The 20,143-nt window shown below is 47.2% G+C and carries 10 protein-coding genes; 2 read left to right on the forward strand and 8 right to left on the reverse strand.

Annotated elements, in window-relative coordinates:
* Window positions 1-18: 18 nt before the first annotated feature.
* Both BQ7394_RS05385 and BQ7394_RS05390 read right to left on the reverse strand, forming a co-directional pair.
* A complete protein-coding gene (locus BQ7394_RS05385) occupies window positions 19-903 on the reverse strand; it encodes a beta-propeller domain-containing protein (RefSeq protein WP_075556428.1) in 885 nt (294 codons plus the stop codon).
* Window positions 900-4,229 carry an SUMF1/EgtB/PvdO family nonheme iron enzyme gene (locus tag BQ7394_RS05390; RefSeq protein WP_075556429.1) on the reverse strand — a complete coding sequence of 1,110 codons (3,330 nt, stop codon included), beginning with the start codon at window positions 4,227-4,229 and terminating at the stop codon, window positions 900-902. The genes BQ7394_RS05385 and BQ7394_RS05390 overlap by 4 nt, the downstream gene beginning before the upstream one ends.
* 162 nt (window positions 4,230-4,391) lie before the next feature.
* On the opposite strand from BQ7394_RS05390, the gene BQ7394_RS05395 reads away from it, so the two are divergent.
* Window positions 4,392-5,291, forward strand: coding sequence for an AraC family transcriptional regulator (locus tag BQ7394_RS05395; protein WP_075556430.1), 900 nt, complete (start codon window positions 4,392-4,394; stop codon window positions 5,289-5,291).
* A gap of 66 nt (window positions 5,292-5,357) precedes the next feature.
* On the opposite strand, the gene BQ7394_RS05400 is transcribed toward BQ7394_RS05395, so the two are convergent.
* The 6 genes from BQ7394_RS05400 to BQ7394_RS05425 all read right to left on the reverse strand — a co-directional run bounded on the left by BQ7394_RS05400 (window position 5,358) and on the right by BQ7394_RS05425 (window position 19,374).
* Complete coding sequence (locus BQ7394_RS05400; RefSeq protein WP_075556431.1) at window positions 5,358-7,775, reverse strand: hypothetical protein; 2,418 nt, start codon at window positions 7,773-7,775, stop codon at window positions 5,358-5,360.
* Window positions 7,776-7,785: 10 nt separating this feature from the next.
* A complete protein-coding gene (locus BQ7394_RS05405; RefSeq protein WP_075556432.1) occupies window positions 7,786-9,498 on the reverse strand; it encodes an alpha-L-fucosidase in 1,713 nt (570 codons plus the stop codon).
* Between the two features lie 33 nt (window positions 9,499-9,531).
* Window positions 9,532-12,336 (reverse strand): sugar-binding domain-containing protein, encoded by a 2,805-nt coding sequence (locus tag BQ7394_RS05410; protein WP_075556433.1) that lies wholly within the window; start codon window positions 12,334-12,336, stop codon window positions 9,532-9,534.
* A gap of 260 nt (window positions 12,337-12,596) precedes the next feature.
* Entirely contained in the window at window positions 12,597-14,627 is a 2,031-nt protein-coding gene (locus BQ7394_RS05415; RefSeq protein ID WP_075556434.1) for a RagB/SusD family nutrient uptake outer membrane protein, read from the reverse strand.
* A gap of 12 nt (window positions 14,628-14,639) precedes the next feature.
* Complete coding sequence (locus BQ7394_RS05420) at window positions 14,640-18,092, reverse strand: TonB-dependent receptor (protein ID WP_087880592.1); 3,453 nt, start codon at window positions 18,090-18,092, stop codon at window positions 14,640-14,642.
* Window positions 18,093-18,321: 229 nt separating this feature from the next.
* Entirely contained in the window at window positions 18,322-19,374 is a 1,053-nt protein-coding gene (locus BQ7394_RS05425; protein WP_075556436.1) for a FecR family protein, read from the reverse strand.
* A gap of 126 nt (window positions 19,375-19,500) precedes the next feature.
* On the opposite strand from BQ7394_RS05425, the gene BQ7394_RS05430 reads away from it, so the two are divergent.
* Window positions 19,501-20,088, forward strand: a complete 588-nt coding sequence (locus BQ7394_RS05430; RefSeq protein ID WP_075556437.1) for an RNA polymerase sigma-70 factor — start codon at window positions 19,501-19,503, stop codon at window positions 20,086-20,088.
* Window positions 20,089-20,143: the final 55 nt, after the last annotated feature.

Genomic DNA, 20,143 nt, shown 5'->3' on the forward strand with positions numbered 1-20,143 from the left:
CCGCCTGAGATAGAGTCCCTATTCTGCAAAGGAGTAGACAGCCGATATATTCACTATGTCCGGATGGAGGGGTAATGTCCAAACGACTTGGTTGTCCGTATTGATTTCAACCAGTAGCGGTTGCGATTTATTTTTACTGTGACCATTCCAGTTGCTTATAAGCGTATTGCCGTTTTTATACCGGACTAATTCTGCCACGAAAAGAAGCGTGATATCCTCTATATTATCATCGCTTACATTTCTTACTATCTGCTTTCCTGTCGGATCGATTTCCACGAAGTTATGCGCATCGCCGCAGGATACGAGCCAGTTTCCATTGTCGAGTATCTGGATGGCAAAAGGGTTGCCTCCGCAATGTATCCGGTTGACGATCTTTTTGTCTTTGTTCATTTCAATCACTTCCCCTTTACCCATTAATGGGATCAGATAGGTGTTTTGCGGGGTTTTCACGATCTGCCGGAACTGGTCGTGTACACCGGTTATACTGGTGTCGAATTGTAGTTCATCGATCAGTTTCCCGTTCGTGTCGAGTTCGACGATACGGGAAGGAGTACCGCAGATAGCCAACATATAATTGCCGGAGGGGAGACGGGTGGCGGTGAAAAGCTCTTCACCCTTTTGGGTTTTGAAATCCCAGACAGTTTGTTGATCGCGGGTAATAAGCCGGGCACCGGAGGTATATGCATAGAGGATATGACCATCCACTGTCATTTCTACATCGTTACAATCTTCTCCCGGGTTTAATGGGTGACTCCATTCGATGGCTCCGGTTGCTTTATCGAGGATTGCTACCTGCTTCCAGCCACAGCCGGAAACAAGTAACTTCTCTTTGACATTGTTACATGAGCAATAAGTGCTAATAATTGCTATGAAAAACAAGTATCTGAAATAGTGCTTTATCATTCTTCTGTCATTACTACACGGAAACCTACATTATATACTTTCTGGTATTCGCGGTAAGGCAGACGGAACGAAGAGGTTGCCCGGAAAGGACGGTCGTACCAGGAGCCGCCGCGTGCAACACGTTTGCCATTTTCTGCCACCAGCTCGTTGCGACCGTCGTTTTCGTTGTACGGATAAGGCTGGTAACTGGATAAGGTCCATTCCCAAACATTTCCGTGCATATCGAACAGATCCCACGGGTTGCGGATATAACGGCCGACAGGTTCGGAGATAAATCCACCGTCATTATAGGTGGTATCGCGTGGAATCCAATCGTCGTATTTATTGGGATTTTCAATTACCATAGCACTTTCGTAGAACTTGTAGGAAGTGCAGGCGGCAAACTCTTTCAATTTGATATCCCCCAGGTTGGCATAGGTCGAGAAGTCGGTAGACATATTCCCGTACCAGAACGGCGTATCGCTTCCGGCGCGGCAGGCCCATTCCCATTGCGCTTCGGTGGGGAGTGAGAACTTCATACCGGTCTTTTCCGATAACCATTTGCAATAATCCATCGCTTCCTGCCAGGAGATACGTACTGCCGGTTGGTCGGGGTGGTTCATCGAATATCCCCTGCGTCCGAACTGATATCCGTGGCGGTGTTCGTCGCGGCTGTCGTGTTCCGGATCGTATGCCCTAAACTGTGCGTTGGTGATTTCGAAACGTCCCATCCAGAACGCTTTGTCTACCTGTACGATCGTTTGCGGCAGTTCGTCCGGATGGCGATCGCTACCCATGATAAAGGAGCCGGCCGGTATTTTAACCAATTCGAGGGTGATGCCGTTACCCAACGGGATACTCTTCTGGAAATTACCTAAAGCCAGTTGTTTCCATTGGGTGTCTCCCCATTGGGAATAAGCTTTTTGAGTAGGATCGTATACCGGCCATTTATCGAGTACCGTATCACCAAGAGGCTTTTGTTCTTTTTCGAATCTGACCGGTTCAATGTTTTGTGGGATCTCCGGCAACCATTCGGCTGTCGATTCCGGGGTACCGAACATTTCACGGTGCAGCTCCCGTAGTTCGTTACTTCTCTGCGTATCCGGGAAGTTCGGGATATCCGAACGACGTCCGTGGAAAGGTGCGTTGAAGTCGATCCAGCAGGCCAGTTTCTCTATCGACTCTTTATCCAGTTGTACATTATAATGTCCTTTCTGAAGGATTTGCATCAACTCTGTCTGGTCGGCATGTACGTCCATCGGAACTAACATGTGCATGTCGCTTTCGATACCCGGGCGGCGCACATACCGGTGTAAGTTGGCATACGACAGGGTGAAATGACCCCCGTAATCTGTTCCGGCCCGGCCACTAATCTGTGAAGTCCAGTCCGTGATCCATTGATCGCCTTTCAGGTAGGGTTTATCCGGTTTATCCTGATTGTGGCAGGAGATACAATATTTATCCAGTACTGGCTGTACTTCATGGCGATAGCTAAAACCACGTTCCTTACCGTACCATTCTTTGATCGGTTGCGGGCTTTTCTTTGAAGCCGTGGTCATTTTGGGAACAGGTATGGTATTCTTGTCTTCATGGCAGCCGATGCAGGAAAGCGTTTCGCCCGGCATTCCGGTAAACCAGCTACGCATTACCTGAAGAGCTTTTCCTTCTTCGTCGAGCGGTTGAATAAAGATCGGCGTATTGGCCGGAACGGTGAACATGGCAGAACCGTCCTCTTCTACATCTACTTCGCCGAGGATGCGTTTGATATCCCAGGGACCATCCATACCGATCGTACCTAACAGGCCCCCCTGGTTCAGCGGACTGAAACTAAAGGAACCGACGCGGAGTTTTTTCACCGTCCCGCGGGGAATACCTTTCAGGCCATCGCCATGATAGACATCCTGCATGAAGACGGTTGTGGTGGTAGAAGCCAGGTCTATGCGGTCGGGGATGATAGCCGGGGCTTTTCTGGCTTCCATCAGTACCGGATCGAGATAGGCGATGTTTTCTTCTTCGGCTATCAGGGTACGGTTATCGTAGGTATCTACCAGATAGATACCCCACAGGCTTTCGGGACTATCCTTCATCGATACTAGATAATAGGTGTCGTTCAAGGGATAAGGTTGCAGGAACTGAGGCCATACGCCGTCCGGCAAACGGTCGCGTACCAGTGGTTCTACCTTTCGTCCGGCATGGGGGATCTCGGCGATTACTCCGTCTGCCTCGTGTCTTCCCTTACGGGTGTCGATTACGAGTAGGCGTCCGCTACGGGATACGCTGTGGTGTCCGGTCGCTACTCCGACAATGGCTGACGGACGTCCGGGGATAGGGCGGGCACTAAAGAATGAGGTAGGAAAATAGGAGTTCGAGCCGTAGAAGGCCGATTGCGAAGTGCCGTCCGGATTCATGGTGAACATGACACGCGAATTGGAGTGGGGCAGGTCTGCATATTCCCAACGCTGATAGAGCAGCATACCGTTTTCCATCATGACCGGGTCCCAGTTGCTGTCCTGGTCGTAGGTCAACTGGCGGGTCAGTTGTGTCTTGGGGTCGTAAAGATACAGGCCGCACATTTTGTTTCCTCCGTTTGTACAGGGAAGTCCGAGGAAGGTCCCTGTGGAGCAGAAGATATACCGTCCGTCGGGGGTATAGCAACCGTCGAAACTGTCGAAGTCTTTATAAGTATCGGGTGTCAATTGTCGGGTCTTTCCGGTTTTCATATCCAGTTCGAACAATTGCCAGCGGTCGGAGGTCCCGATGGAAGAATACATCAGTTTGTTTCCATCGAAATGAGGTTCCGGATCAGTGATGATCATGCCCTGTTCCGGTTTATAGATAGTAGTTTGTTTTATTTTACCGGGAGCAATGTTCAGGGATACGAATTCGTTCGTCCATCCTGTTTTAGGGTTTCCTATCTCGGAGTTATTCTGGAAGTTGGAAGGTGCGATACCTAATCCGCCGCTCATGGCTTTGCGGGCATTATCGCCTAATGTCCTGCGGATAGCAACGACCTGTTTGCCGGCCAGTAGCGGGTTGGCTAATAAAGCGGCATCCAGCTGTTGCAGTAGCTTTTGGGCCTGTTTCTCCGCTTTCGGATCTTTGGCTTTCAAACCTTTGATAAGTGTTTCTTTATCTGCCTTCAGTTCTTCTAGAGCCTTTTCGAAATCTTTATCCGGACGATAACTATCCGGATATTTCTTCTTCAGATTATCTGTTGCCAATTTGTATTTTTCCGGTGAATAATAGGTAAGCCGGTTAATCAGGCTTTGCCAGGAATCCTGTGCGGAAAGTAAGAACGGACAACATAGTCCGGCCAAAATAAACAGAGCTGTAATGAGCCGTTTCATAGAGTGTTAGTATTATGTTATAAGATGATGTTTAGTAATTACAAAAATAAAGCTTCTCTTTTTCTTAACTTTGACAAAATAAGATGAATACTTTGCATAATCCGATATTGTGAATTGAATATAATTCCTATATTTACGACAGTTAACTAATAAACATCTGATATGCTTGTCTCTTATTCTCCGTATGACCTGTCGCTACCTTTGCTTTATGCCGATCATTCCCGGGTGGAAACCTGGTGGAATTATCAGGATGTCATCAGCCCTTTTTATCGGCTTTATTTGATTACCCAAGGAAGAGGTAAAGTTTATATCAATCAGAAAGGATATGAACTGTTACCCGGTCAACTGTTCCTGATACCTAAGTTTGCTTTCCATAGTTATGAATGCGATGATTTTATGGAGCATTATTATATCTGTTTCTTTGATGAAACGAAAGGAGGAAAGGGTATCAGTAATCCGATGAAGATGAATTTACAGGTGGAAGCTACTCCAATGGATTATTCTTTGATGGAGCGTTTTCTGGTTCTAAATCCTTATAAATCGTTACCGGCGTCGGATCCTAAACATTATGATAATGACCGGAATATTTATACCAAGGAAGATGAGATATCTGTTTCGACATTTTCCAACCAGGTAGAAAGTAGCGGTATTCTGTTGCAACTTTTTTCCCGTTTTATAACAGAAGAATGTCTGCTTTTACCAGAGGCGAACAGTTTGTATGAGAAGCTGGATGTGGCGATACAATATATAAATAAACATCTGGACCGACGTATTTCTGTTTCGGCGCTGGCTGATCTGATGTGTATTACTTCCGACCACTTCTCTAAGGTATTCAAACGAATAATAGGTATGCCTCCTTGTGAATATATCCAGATGAAGCGGATTGAACGGGCACAGACTCTATTGCTTACTTCTCATATGTCGATCATTGAAATAGCGGAAAAAGTAGGGATCAGTAACCTTTCCCAGTTTTCCCGCCTATTTTCGAAGATGGTCCGTTGTTCCCCGAGAGAATACCGCTTAAGACAATTCAATGCACTGAAATCCGAGAATCATATATGACCTGGCACCTTGAGGTGTAACAACACTATGACTTTCTGACTTTTGGCCGGATAATCCGTATTGTTTTTATTTGTTGAGTCTGATTCCTTCCGGTGTTCCTTTGGTGATGTAACGAATAATCACTTCCGGTGTGTCTTCGCTGGTCTGTTCGCAAGAGAAAGCGACAGCCGATGAACCGGCAGGAAGCAAGGCACTTCCCTGAGGTTGTACTTCGCTGATCACATCGTAATTCTTATCGGTCACCACCGCTTTGCCGTCAAACGTATAAAGTAGATACTGGCGGTCGGAAATCTCGCAAGGGAACTTGATTACTCCTTTAGGAGTTGTGAAAGACGGGTCTTTGATCGTGCCGTCTCCATCCACTTTCAGACGGATTGCGTATGCACTTTCATTGGGGCTTTTCCAGGACCAGTCCGCTCCGCCCGGTTGTCCCGGTTGCATTTCTGCCAGGTTACAACGGTAATGTTTAGAGATATGGAGCGGATACAGGTTATAGTTTTCTTCACTTACTTTTTCCAGATGCCATTCGGTCTGCGGATCTCTCAGCAGAGCTTTTTGTTCTTCTGTGAAAGCTTCTGCCTCGCGTAGCTTGTCCCAGTTTTTGATAGCTTCCAGTAATTTGTCGATCTGTCCGTGACGGCGTAATGTGTTACTGTTGATCGTCATGGCATAGCCGGCATCGAAACCGGCAGATTCGGATAATGCCCATTCCAGGTCTTCCAGTGAAGAACATTCGAAGTTCCGGTCTGCCAGGCGAATCAGGAACCATCCCAACATACGCGGAAAAAGATTACGTTTGAAGAATGCCTGGTTCTTGATACGGTTCTCCACCTGACCTGTACGCATGGCTTCTCCCCAGGGTTCACCCCAGTTCATGCGGGTATGGATATGCCATAAGTTATGGCTGAGGCGGCTGGCATCGTTCAGTACGTTATGGTTTAGCTGGTTGTACCAGCGATAGACGAAACGGTTGTTGGCATATTCATCCTGTCCGGTGTAGGAGCATCCTTCCAGACCGTCGAAAGAGATTTGGCAAAGTCCTGTTTTATTCATAATCTCAGCCAGGCGATCGGAGAATTTATCTTGCAGAACCAGGTCGGGGAACAGGGTTTTGTACGGATAATCCCATAGCTTGTAAAGCAGAGTTTTTTGTGAATGAGTTGCGGCTGTCGTACCGTATGCCCCTCTTTTACAGTTTTTCAGTAGGTACATTTCTCCTTTGTCTTCCATGCTTCCGTAAGTGATCAGTTCTTTGTCGATCTGCATGGCATTCAGGCTCATCGGCATAGAAAACAGATCTGATTTCTTGATCGTGATCTCTGTTTGATCCTTGTCCAGATCAGTGGTGAGTGACAATACACCCTGTTTCAATAAATGGTCAGAGGGGATCGGTGTTACATACGCATCGTTGGTAGTCATGAAGTTACTGAGTGTATGCACGCCGACGGCAATACCTTCTGCCTTTGCTTTGTCTACCATTTTCTTAACACCATCGTCACCGCTTTTCGTGAATTTAGGATCCCAGTTGAAATGACCCCAGTCCAGGAACGGACCGCTATGGTATACATACTCGAATCCGGCAATCTTGGCTTTATCGAGGATCATATCGAAATTATCTTCCGAGAAGTCGGAGATCAGATAAGATTTCATGGCTGCACGAGCTGTTTTACCCCATTCTCCGTCAAACAACGGGTGAGGAAGTCCTTGTTCGATCTCGATTTCACCGATACGGGTCAGTGCATCCGTATTCTTGCTCCCGAAGAAAGCTATTTTGGAGCCTTTGATCAGGCCGTCTTCCCCTTCAACCGGAAGAACCAGCGATTTCTCGATCTGCTGTACTTTGCGATATTCCTGTTTGTTCCTTCTGCGGGCGGAGAAATGGAATACCGTTCCGTCGGAGATATCGGCAGCCGCCAGTTTGTAATCTGGAATGCTGGCAACGGATAATTCAGCTGCTTTTCCGGTGTAACCGTAAGTTTGTGTAATCAGTTGGCCATATTCTTCCGGGATACCTGCATTTGTCTTGGTGTTCAGTGCCTGTATGCCGAAAGCAACGCCATTGCCCTGGGCTACACCGACTACATCGCCGACCACTTCATTGATAGTAACGGCTAGCGGGCCGAATAGCAATACTTCATATTTTTCCGGGATATTAGCAACTTCCAGCGTGATGCAGACATCGCTTTCCTTATGTTTCAGGGAGATACTACCCCCGTCGGACATGGTCAGTTTAAGTTGGTTGCCACTGGATGTCAATTTTGTCGGGGTCACCAGTTTGTTATCTATACAGGCCGTTACGAGCGGGTATTTTCCTGTGTGTAAGATATCTTTTCCTTCTACCTGGATGGAAGAAAAGTATCCATTGTTATCGATTCCGATTTGGGTTGAACGGGTTTTCAGGTTTACATCCTGTGCACCGACCTGAAAGACGAACGCGAATGTAAAAAGCAAAACGATTCTACCGACTAAAGAGAGGTGTTTCATGTTTGTTTATTTAATATGTTAACCTTTTAATCGTTATCTCTCCGATAGATGATGCCCCTTTATTCTTTACTTTTACGTTCAGGGTGGTCGGAAATTCATCCAGTGTCTGTTGGGAGCGAGTGATCCTGAAAGTGTATTTCTCTGGTAAAAGGGTGAACGAAGATAATTGTTTTTCTCCATACATAAAGAGTATGGGGTCTTTAAATTCCAGATCAGAGGATTTGTTACTCAGATAATCGGTCGCCAGCCGGGAGAAAACGATCTCATATTCACCGATTTGATTGACGTAAGGAGTGAGGTCGAGACTGATCTCTGTCCATCGGTCAGGGTTGAATGTCTTGGCAGACCAGGTTTCTATGACCTGGGGTTTATCCTGTAGACGATCGTCTTGCAGATCATTGAGTTCGCTGACCACATGGAATGCGGAGAAATTCTTTATGCGCGGTGTTGCTTTCGATTGCGTGAAATGAACGCGTAGCTTTTTCAGGCAGAGTGACGGAAAGTGATCTATCTTTTTATTTCCTATAGAACTACCCTTGTAAACAGGTATCCATTGATCGTCCTCCGTATATCCTTCCAACTGATAGGTGAGGACGCGCTGTCCTCCGCTCAGGTCTTCCTGCAGAATACAATGGTTGACGGTTGTCGGCTCGGAAAATTCAAGTTCAAATATGTTACCATTGCCTGCCGTTTGTTTAAGCGGGTGGGCGAACCGGTTCTCTATTTCTTTGCCGAAAGCCTGGTAGACGACGGCATGTGTCCGGGGAATGACTCCTGTCGTATCGGGCGTAGAATTAAGAAGAAGGACGGAACCTCGTCCGACTGATTTATAATACAGGTTCATCAATTGCTCCTGTGTCATCAGTAGCGTATCGCATCCGGGTGCCCAGAACCATTTATGCCCTTTGTTCTTGAGTAACGGGACATCGACTTCTACGGGCGCATAACAATCACCGTCCACATCTGAATGGAGGGCGGTGGAAACGCCGGAAGTGATGTCCTCTTTCTTTATTGTATACCAGTTGGGATAAGGGGCATAACCATCTTCATTCCCCACCCATCGGAGATTTGCCTGTTCACCCTGGAAGATGACGGAGTTGGAGGCATATTTATCGAGGATATCTTTCACTGGGATGCGGCAGTTGCCGTCGAACCAGACTTCGCTGATCGGACCGTATTGAGTGAGGACTTCGATCAGTTGGGTACGGAAGACTTTGTTGTAGGCTTCCTGTTTGGAAGGGTCTTGCGTGATTCCTCCGCTACCGATACCGGCTCCCCAGCGGTCGTCGCCCGGATAGATGTAGATACCCAGGTCGAGACCATACTTTTTACAAGATTCGGAGAGGTCTTTCAGCACATCGCCTTTACCGTTCCGCCAGGGTATTTCCTTGACTCCGTAATCGGAGGTTTCTGTTTGCCACCAGCAAAAGCCGCCGCAGTGTTTGGCAACGAACAGAACCATTCCGGCTCCCCATGATCGGGCCACTTCGCACCACTGGTCGGTATTCAAGTCGGGTATTTTCAGACGATCGAGTGGAGTCGTGAAATTATCATATTCCCGTCCTTGCCAGGCTGCCGGACCGTAATGGACGAACATTACACGTTCGTAATTATGCCAACGCAGTTGTGCTTCCGTCGGCAAAGGAATCTTATTCTCCTGTCCTTGTGCTACCGGAGATAGGAGGGACAGGAGAATAAGTATGGTTAAAGTTATTTGTCTCATGAATATTCGCTTTAATATTGATCACTGAAATCTTTATTTTTGATATAAAGCCTTCACCAATGCCGGGTCGAGCGAAGCAGACGGATTGAAACGGTCGGATGCCATATATTGCAGGATACTCTGTCGGAGCTGGCGTGCTGCCGGACGTTTATCCAGGTCTTTTTGAAGGTCTGCACTGCATACCATCAGTTTGCCGTTGCCTACTTTGCCTTCCAGCAGGATTCCCAGTTTCCGGTTCGTGAACCAGTCGTCTACCAGTTGTACTACCGGACGATAGTCTGCCGGGAAGTCATCTAGTACCATTGCATTGCAATTGCTTACCAGGTCCCACCATTGATAATCGCTGTATCCTTCGGTCGGGAAGGCTGCCAGTGCCGGATGTGCCGGGTCGCAGAGGATTCCCAATGTGTGGGGAGGTTGTTTGTTTGTCCAGGCCGTATTCCAGAAGATGGAAGAGAAACCGACACGGATATCTCCGCCTTTTTCCGGCAGGATGCTTCCGGGAGCTAACAGGAGCAGCACATTTTCGCCTTTGTCGAGGCGTGCCATTGTCTGGTTGTCGAGTGTAGAGGTAATGTAGGGCTGTTGCTCTACGGCTTCCTGTTTGGCAGGATATACCCAGATATTCCATTGGTTCTTACTGTTTGTCTCTTTCACTTCGACGCTGACGATCAGTTGCGACGGTTCACCGATACCGGAGAGGGCATATTCGATTTCGCCAGCCGGGATACAGTTGGTTAACGGAAGGTCTTTCGTGAAACTTCCTTGTGCCAGTTCATTGCCGGCACGGTCGCTGATCTGCCAGTTGATATGGGCGGCCTGTAAAGGCTTTTCTCCGAAATGGGCTATTTCGATCGGGACGTTCAATGTCTCATTGTTCAACCAGACCATTTTCGGAAAGCGGATAAGCGGAACTGTGTTATTACAGAATGTACTGTATTCCTCGCCTGTTACATATCCTTTTTCATCCCAGAACGGATCGAGAACGCCGACAAGCGCTGTTCCCTGTCCCGGGAAATCATGCAGGTCGAGCAGCTGGAAACCGGCAAAGCCCGGAGTACGTAACGCAGCTTCTATATCGGCTTTGTAACAAAGCGTTTGTAACCGGCCGGAAGCATATAAGAATGCATCGGCAAGGTCGTCCATATGATGATCTTTCAATGTTTCGCGGAATATCTCGAAGTTTTTAGCTTTCAGGACACCAGTGTATTTATCTATTTCTTTTAAGTTCGGATATACACACCACTGTCCGATCTCATGGCTGACTGTCGGCATATTTTCCCGGATAATATGGGCGAAATCGTAATCGGTACGGGGTGGTTGTGCATTGATGATGCTGCGCAATCCTTCTCCCCATCCTTGTATACGCGGATCGGGGACATTCCAGTAGTCAGCATTTTCTACGTAAGGCCATCCTCCGGAACTTGTGTAGGCACGGCGTAGATCTTTAGATTTCCAGTGGTCGATCAGTTCGGAAAGATATTTTACCTGGTTTGCTCCACCCGGTTCGTTCCCGTAGGCCATCAAGCAGAAAGAAGGATGGTTGCCGTATTCTTTCAGGATGCGGTCGCTTTCTTCGCGGAACCACTGGTCGGAGTAACCGCCGTCGCCTACGGTTGCCCAACCTGCACATTCGACCTGCAGATAGAATCCCATACTGTCGGCAACGGCGAAGGCCGCTTCGGGAGGACACCAGGAGTGGAAACGGACATGGTTCAGACCGTATGCTTTACACTGGTTATATATTTTTGTCCAGTAAGCGCGATCCATAGCGGGATATCCGGTCAGTGGGAATATACAGCATTCCAGGGTTCCCCGGAGGAATACCGGGTGGCCGTTTACTTCGAAACGTGTACCGTTTGCCTTGAACTCGCGGAGACCGAAAGTACGGTATTGCTCCTCTTTCTTTCCGTCACTCTCTACGACAGCACATAGTGTGTAAAGATTCGGACTGTGTTCCGACCAGAGCAGGGCATCCTTTCCCATAGATAGAGTGACTTCCTGCGTCATTCCGGCTTCGGGGTTGATGGTGACTTTATGAGGTTTGCCAACCACACCGCCGTCTTTTTTCTCTACTTGAAGAAGGAGGGTGGCATCGTTCGTTGTAGCCGTGCCGTCCAACGATATGGCAACTTTAATCGTCTTATCGGCGATGTTCGGATATATCTGTATGTCGTCTATATAAAGGGACGGTTTGGCTGTCAGGCTGATCGTCCCGATCACACCGTTCCAGTTCGATTGTGTATGGTCGGAAACGCTGTGTGCATTTACGCCGACTTCAATATTGACCCGGTTGTCTACGCGAAGGGTGAGCGTATGTTGACCGGGTGTCAACTCTTTAAACGTATGACGATAGGGAGTGGACAATGATTCGTGTTTCCCCATTTCGACACCGTCGAGGAAGAGTGTTGTTTCCCAATGCGTACGTTCCAGTTCGAGTTGTACCGGACTACCGTTCCAGGAGGCAGGAATGTCGATCTCTTTCTGATACCAGGCGACTCCTACATAATGTCTGTCCGGATTCAGCCAGAAAGGCACTTTGATATTTTCCGGCTGGCGGAATTTCTCATATAAAGGGGAGTCATACCATGACTTGTCGACGATCTGTCCGGTCCAGGGCGTTTCAATCCCGACCTCATCGCCGTATCCTTGTTCCTGAAGCGAACCGGGTAGATGGATCGTGTCGGTCAATGACCGGGTGTACCATTGTTCTGCCAATCCCCGGTCGTTCCGGTCGAGGGCAAAACGCCATTCACCTTGCAGTGATTGTTTATTATCTGCCTGACGGCAGGCTGTCAGAGCTAAAAAGGAAAGTAAGATCAACAAGTACTTTTTCATGAGTATTGAATTATAAATGAGATATAATGTGCATATTCTGCAAATTAACAGGATTCTGTATGAAGATTAAATAGATAAAACCATCTAAAAGATGGACAATGTTATGATTGGGGCAAGAACTGACCGTCTTCTCTCGTCGACGGTGGTCATCGGTTACCATCGACGATACCCGTCAGTGGTCGTCGACGATGTCCGTCGATGATAGGGGGCAGACATCGTATCACCCTAAATACGATGTCTGCTCTTTAAAATGATCCCTATTACAGATTTTCAGCTCCGAGGTTTGGTGTGGTTGGCCATCCCGGGTTCTGATAGATCGGGGAGGTAGCCACATCACTACCGTCTGCAGAGGTATTCAGGAAATTCTGTATGGCGATCGGTGAAAGGTAATGAGCCATCGCCCACTTGAAACCTCCCTGTTGCATGATCAGTGAATTACCTGCCACTTCCTGCGGACGCAGGTACTGACTCAGTTCCGGTGCGGAGACGTTCGATCTGGAATCGTTTGCACCATAGATCAGGATGCTGTTTCCCTCGCTATCTTTATACCAGTCTTTCATCGGTCCCCAAAGCTTGAAACCTTCGATATGATAAGGGCTGGCGATCAGTTGATCCATAGCACGCCAGCGTTTCAGGTCCATATGACGGAAACCTTCGGCCATCAGTTCGCAGTTACGCTCGCGGCGGATGTTGTAAAGCGTCGGACTGATCAGCTGACCGGCAGAATAGGCTCCCCAGTTATATTTACCCTCTTCACTCATATTGGTAGCTGCGATACTATTGTTGTAATCCGTATCGAGATGGCCCCGGGTGCGGATGGCACGCCAGTAGGAAGCGGCAGTTCCGTCGATCGCCCCGGTTCTTTCGTAAGAGGCTTCGATATAATTCAGGTAAGCCTCGGCTGCGCGGAAGGTGATGCTACCGATATACGAACCGAAGTTGGCGCAATGCTTGGCATCGAAGTTGCCGCCTTTACGGATGGCATATCCTGTGGAATAATACACGTCGGCGTTACCGATAGTGATGTCGGGAACCGGTTCAACCGGGGTGGCATGTGTTCCGTCGGAAGAAGGATAGAGCACGTTGGTCTGTCCCGGTTCTTTGAGGAAGAGCCATAGGCGGCCGTCGCGTTCTTTACGTACATCGGAGACATAATCGTCGCCAGCGTAACCCGAACCGGCAGCATAGATCGGTAATCCGTTAGCCATCAGGAAAGTATTGACCATACCGCGTGTGATACCCTGGCCTGCATTTCCTTTTTGTGCGAATTGAACGACACCGTGTGTCAATGTTAATCCTTTATCATACTGACGCCACATAAGAACTTCGTCGTAACCAGCCATATTTTCATCGGCATACATATTATAATATGGATTCGAGGCATCTTCCGTATTTTGTTGTAGGATACCATTGTTTTCTGTCAACGAAACGGCATCGGCTACGACTTTCGCCGCATCCATCGCCTGGCCGAGGAAATAGTCGATCTCATTGTCGATACTCCCTGAAGGATACTGGAAGTTAGCATTATAATCTTTGCTTTTTCCGGGCCATCCGCTACCGTCGGGCACGAATGGGGTATTGCGGAAATACTTCAGCCAGGTGCCCTCGAACAATGCAACTCTCGATTTGAACAGATAGGCGCAGTTACGGGAGAGGCGGTTCTTTTTGCCGTCGGGCGAAGCGTCTTTCAGCATAACGATCGCCGAATCGAGGTCAGCCAGGATGAAACGTGCCACCTCGTTGCGTGGTGCCCGTTTACTGGCTTCGGTCAACGCTTCCTGTTCGTCGATGACCGGACGATAAAGGATCGGGAAATCGCCGAAAGCTTGTAGCTTATTGAAATATTCATAAGCCCGGAGGAAATAGACTTCACCGATATAATGTTTCACATTCTCTTCGTTTCCGCTGATTTCTCCGGTTTTCCATTTATCCACAACCCTACCGAGGAAATAATTGCATTTGTATATCTTGGTGAACTCCCAATCGCCACCGGTCTGTGCTGTTTTCAACTCGCCGGGAACATAGTCTTTATAATCACCTTTGGCGATCATATTGTCTGTCCCGACATCCCATCCGAATGTGCCGTACCAGTTGATGTCTGTATTGTGTGAAGGCAGGATATCCGGATACACGTTATTTATATAGGAAGCCAACTGACTTTCTTCCGTCAGGTAATATTCGGGTGTGATTTGTGAGAGCGGCTCTCTGTCCAGATAATCGTTACACGAGAATAAGAGTCCGGCCAGGATAATGCCTGCTGTCTGTTTGCATATATTATTTATACGGTTCATAATGATTCTGTTTTATAAGGTTACACTTAAACCAAACGATAAAGTCTTGGACAAAGGATATCCGCTACCACCGTAACCGGCATCGATTGTTTCCGGGTCGAGGGTTTTGAATAAGCCGGTTCCTGTCCAGAGGTTTTCGCCGGAGACGAATACTCTCAGTTTGGATACATAGAATTTGTTGGTGAGAGACGAAGGCAATGTATAGCCTAACTGTACGTTCTTCAGACGGATATAAGCTGCGTTTTGCAGGTAACGGGTCTGTATGTTATGGTTCATGTTCGTACGGAAACTGGGGCGCGGGAAATAAGCATCCAGGTTCACGCCGGCTTCACCAGCCTGTACCATAACTGAATTCTCGTCACGGAAATAATCCAGATGAGGTGCATAGCAGGTCGACCACCAGATGCCGCCGTGGCTTCCCCAGAACGTAGAACTGTTCTGGTAGTAATCGCGTTTCATCACACCCTGGAAGAAGGCGCGGAAGTCGATACCTTTCCAATCGGCTGTCAGGTCAATACCGAAATGGTAGCGCGGTGTCGAGTTTCCAATGATGGAAAGGTCGCCGTGGTCGCTGATCGTGTTGGCACCGGCATCTACCTTTCCGTCGCCGTTCGTATCGGCGTACATGATATCACCGGCGGCCCAGAGCGAACCCAGGGCACTTTGTCCGCCGTTAGGCAGGCTGGCTAGATGCTGGTCCATTTCGGCCTGTGTCCTGGCGATACCGACTGTGGTATAACCCCATATTTCTCCGACTTTCATTCCTTTCCGGTACGTATCGCTTGCAATGACACCGGTTTTGTTCGGATAGCGGGTGATCTCAGTCTGTGAGTCGGACAGCATGAGCCGTACGCCGTAACCCAGTCCATTTTGCAGGCGGTCGTTCCAGCCGACAGAGAGTTCCCAGCCATAGGTTTTCAAGTCGGTGTTATTGGTACGCGGTACGTTTGTTCCTAACGTGATCGGTAGTTCCGGAGCCGGGCCGATCATATCGAGTGTGTTTCTGACGAAGTAGTCGAACGATCCGGTCAATCGGTTGTTCAATGCACCGAAGTCGAGACCTATATTCCATGTTTTTACCCTTTCCCACGTCAGGGAGGAGGCGATCAATTCCGGTGTGATGGCGATATTGGGTTGCGTACCGTTGATCATCCATTTTCCGTTCGAGGCCTGGAACTGCATCTGTGCATACGTTGGATACAGGCTTGTCGTATTCTGATTTCCTAATTCTCCGTAAGAACCTCTGAGTTTGAATGTGCCTACATGATCGGCGATCGGTTCCCAGAAACTTTCACGTGCGAGGTTCCACCCCAGTGAGAAGGAGGGGAACAGGTTCCATCGTTCCGATGAACGGAAGCGTGATGTCCCGTCATAACGCAGGTTGACTTCTGCTAGGTATTTACCCTCGTAATCATAGTTGATACGTCCGAAGAAACCAGCAGTAGCCCAATGGTCGGAAGAGCCTTTTACTATCGGTGTGATCGGGTTACCATTGATATCGACACCGGAAGTAATATCTGTTTCCGGCAGTCCCGGCACAATGATGCCGTTGCGTTGCAGGTAGGTATATTTTTTCTTCGATAACTCAGATTGGAAGCCGAACATGCCTTTGAAGTTATGGCCCGATTCCAGTTGCTTGCTGTATTCTGTATAAGCATTGAAGTTCAGGTAGTTTTCTTTCGACATATCTTCGGATACATAACTGGTTGAATTATAAACATACGGGTCGCCGGAAACGTTATGGTTATAAGTGATCTGGCGATCGGTATGTTGTGTCGAGTTGTAGATACGATAGTTTACGTCGACGAATGTTTTCCAGTCTTTGATCGGTTCCAGTACTAACTGTGCCTGCTGATACAGATAGTCAGCCTGTTTCTTGATCCTGCCACCCTCCACCAGGTCGAGTGCCGGGGTAGGAGCACTGTAAAGGTAACCGTTCGGGTCGTAAGCTGGCATAAATGGCCATGCCTGGCGGGTTAAGCCTTCGTAAACACCGTCCAGTGTCGTCGGTTTGGATATATCTTCGCGGATGAAACGGCTGCTGTAATTCAGTTGTGCCCAGTCCGTCATCTTGACGTTGATCTTTCCGGTAGCGGTATAGCGACCGAAATTATCATCGGAAATCTTTAATAAACCGTTCTGATCGAGGTAGTTCAAGGATAGATAATAAGTCACTTTGTCGTTTCCTCCGTTCAGGCTGAAATTGTGTTCCTGTGAAAAAGCCCAATGCCCGAAAATCGTGTTATACCAATCCTGGTTGGCGCTACCCGAACTGTAAGGGTCCATCCAGTAACCCGGATTGCTGGGGTTTTCGATCATGGTCGGAGTGGACGGATGTCCATCGCGGTTGTCTTTGATCCGTTGTAACCATGTTGCATCAAAATAAGGTGTTTGTCCGGCATTCGCTCTCGCTTCGTTGAAGTATAAAGCGAATTTATAGGAGTCTACCTGGTCCTGTAACAGAACGGGATCGTTCCAGCGGAAACTGTTGTTATAGTTGATGACGGGTTTGCCGCTGACACCGGTTTTCGTGGTGATCAGTATTACGCCGAAAGGTGCACGCGAACCATAGATGGAGGAAGCTGCCGCATCTTTCAATACGGAGATATTTTCTATATCCTGCGGGTTCAGTGCATTGATATCTCCTTCCATCCCGTCGATCAGGATCAGCGGACTGCCGCTTGAACCTTGTCCGATCGTGGCGATACCACGGATGTTTATATCGGCTGTCTGGCTCAGGTCACCGGAACGTTGTGTGATCTGCAAACCCGGGACCAAACCCTGTAAGGCTTGTGTGGCGGTGGTTACCGGACGGGCTTCCAGGTCTTTTGCATTGGCAATCCCGACGGAACCTGTCAGGTTTACTTTCTTCTGTGTACCGAAACCTACTACCACGACTTCGTCCAGGCTTTGTGTATCTTCTGAAAGAGTGATGGTAAGTGCTTTACCGGCTTCGGCCTTGATTTCCCGGGATAGATATCCGATATATGATATCAACAGGATGGAGTTCTCAGGAACGTCCAGGCTGAAGTGCCCGTCCATATCCGTAATAGTACCGATCGTTGTTCCTTTAACGGAAACGTTGGCACCGATAACGGGAATGCCGGCTTCATCTCTGACCGTTCCCTGTACCCGTTTACTTTGCTGGGTGGTAAACGGAGTTCCTTTTTTAGACAAAATGATTTGACGGTCTACAATGCTGTATTGTACATCCGTGTTTTTGAATAGTTGGTTCAGTACTTTGCCTATCTCCTGATTTTTAACCTGTATGTTCACCGGTTTACTGATATCGAGTGTATTGTCGGTAAACAGGAAGGTAAACTCGGTCTCCTTTTCGATTTGTTCCAATACCTGTTCGACCGTCGCATTAGAAAAAGCGAGCGATAACGACACGGATTGTGAATAGGATTCTTCAGCTCTTATCTGCAGGATCGTGATTAACAATAAAAATATACCTATTCTCATTTTTCGACAAATTTTAAAGAAATATAGGGATCCTATATCCCCGAATAATTTCTGGATTTTCATAACTTTGTTGCTGATTTAGTGATTAATTATGTCTTTGGATCTTGTGCCAAAGATGTGATTTTCGCGAACAAGAGTGAGTTGCACCTCGCTCTTGTTTTTCTTATGTCTGTATTTTCAATCTCTCTCCATAGGCTTTAATCATTTAAGTTTAACAATTCATACTGTTTTATTTTAACCAAACGTCGATTCGCTGTTTAGCAAATGTGGCATCGCTGTTTTGTTTCATCGCATTTACTTTCCACCTGATCGGTGTGGCTTGTTCCAGATAACTGAATATCTGATAGATCGTTTCGTCGGTAAATGTGGCCCAACAATTATATTCCTTATCCTTTTTCTGATTGTGGAGCACTATCTCTACATTGAAACGATGGCCGAGTACCCGGAATACGTCGTCGAGTGAGGCATTCCTGAAAACAATTTTGCCGTCTTTCCAGGCTGTATTCTCATAGATGTTGACTTTCCGGATCTCATATTTATTCGTTCGTTTGTTGTAAGACAATCTTTCTCCCGGTTTCAGGCCGGCAATGAACTTATCGTAAGAATGGATATCCACCAGTCCTTCTACCAGGATTGCTTCTACTTCTTCACGTTCATCGTATGTGTTTACATTGAATTGCGTACCGTGTGCCATCACTTTCAGACCGGATTTGGTAGTGACGAAGAAAGGGTGTTCTTTATCCGATTGTACTTCGAAATAACCTTCTCCTGTCAACTCCACTTCTCTGGTGTTTCCTGTGAAAACGGTTGGGTAACGTAGTGTACTTCCTGCATTCAGGCAGACTTTCGAGTGATCCGGCAGTTCCAGCCGTGTGACCATACCCGGGGCAGAAAGAACCTCCATGAATTGTACGGAACTTTCGATCGCCGGTGCTTGCCGTTCAAGGAACAGATATCCGAAAGTCAGTGTGGAGAGTAGGAGAGGTATACTAATAATCGCAGCGACACGCGATAAATAATTTACCAGGGTCCTTCTTTTGTTTCTCTTTTCCAACTCTCTGTTCACTTCGGCAAATGCCTCCTGCGAGTTGAACGAATTATGCTCATTTATCTTCGTTTTCAACTCCAGGGCCTGGCGGAGAACGTCTGATTCCTTTTGACAGTCATCCGATTCTTTCAGCCAGGATTCTACCTGCCGGGTTTCTTCCGGGGTGGTTTGCTTCTGCGTATATTTTATTAATAATGTCTCCTTTTCCAAATCAAAAAAATCTTTTTCTTTCATTGTCGATTATGTTATCTTTGATAGATGAAAAATATGCTCCTTTATATATAGGATAACTGACCGTAAAAAGACCGCCAGTTATTTCATAATTTTTTTTCAGAAAATTTTCAATACATTTGTATCTGTATGGAAATGACTACTCAAATACAGAATCCTGATGAATTGTTATGGAAGATTGCCATAAACGATGATAAAGAGGCTTATCGAATACTTTTCGATCTTTTTTATCCGGCATTATGTCTCTTTGCCAAACGTTATGTCGAAGAGCGGGCTGTTGCCGAAGATCTGGTTCAGGATGTATTTGTAACTTTGTGGGAAAGCAGGAAAAAAATAAGAGTGGAATCGTCTGCCAGGAATTATCTGGTTGTCAGTGTCAGGAATCAAAGCCTCAATTACCTAAAGCGGGAAGGATACAAACAAAATTATATCGATGCCTATCTGGCAAAGAATGCAGATCAGTCCGATTATGATGACTTTTATTTGCTGACCGAACTTCAGAAGCTTTTGGATGAAGCACTGGCAAAACTACCGGAGACGTATCGTCTTATTTTTGAAATGAGTCGGTTGGAGAACAATAGCAATACGGAGATTGCCGAAAAACTGAATATACCTTTACGTACGGTGGAACGTTATAAAGCAAAGGCAATTGAAATTCTGAAAAAGGATTTGAAAGATTATTTGCCGTTGCTTCTCTATTTTCACTTATTGAGTTGACAAGTAACACAGATGACAGTTAATAGTTGAATAGTATGATTGAAATATCTATTAA

Origin of the sequence: Parabacteroides timonensis (assembly GCF_900128505.1) — a bacterium.
GTDB lineage: Bacteria > Bacteroidota > Bacteroidia > Bacteroidales > Tannerellaceae > Parabacteroides > Parabacteroides timonensis.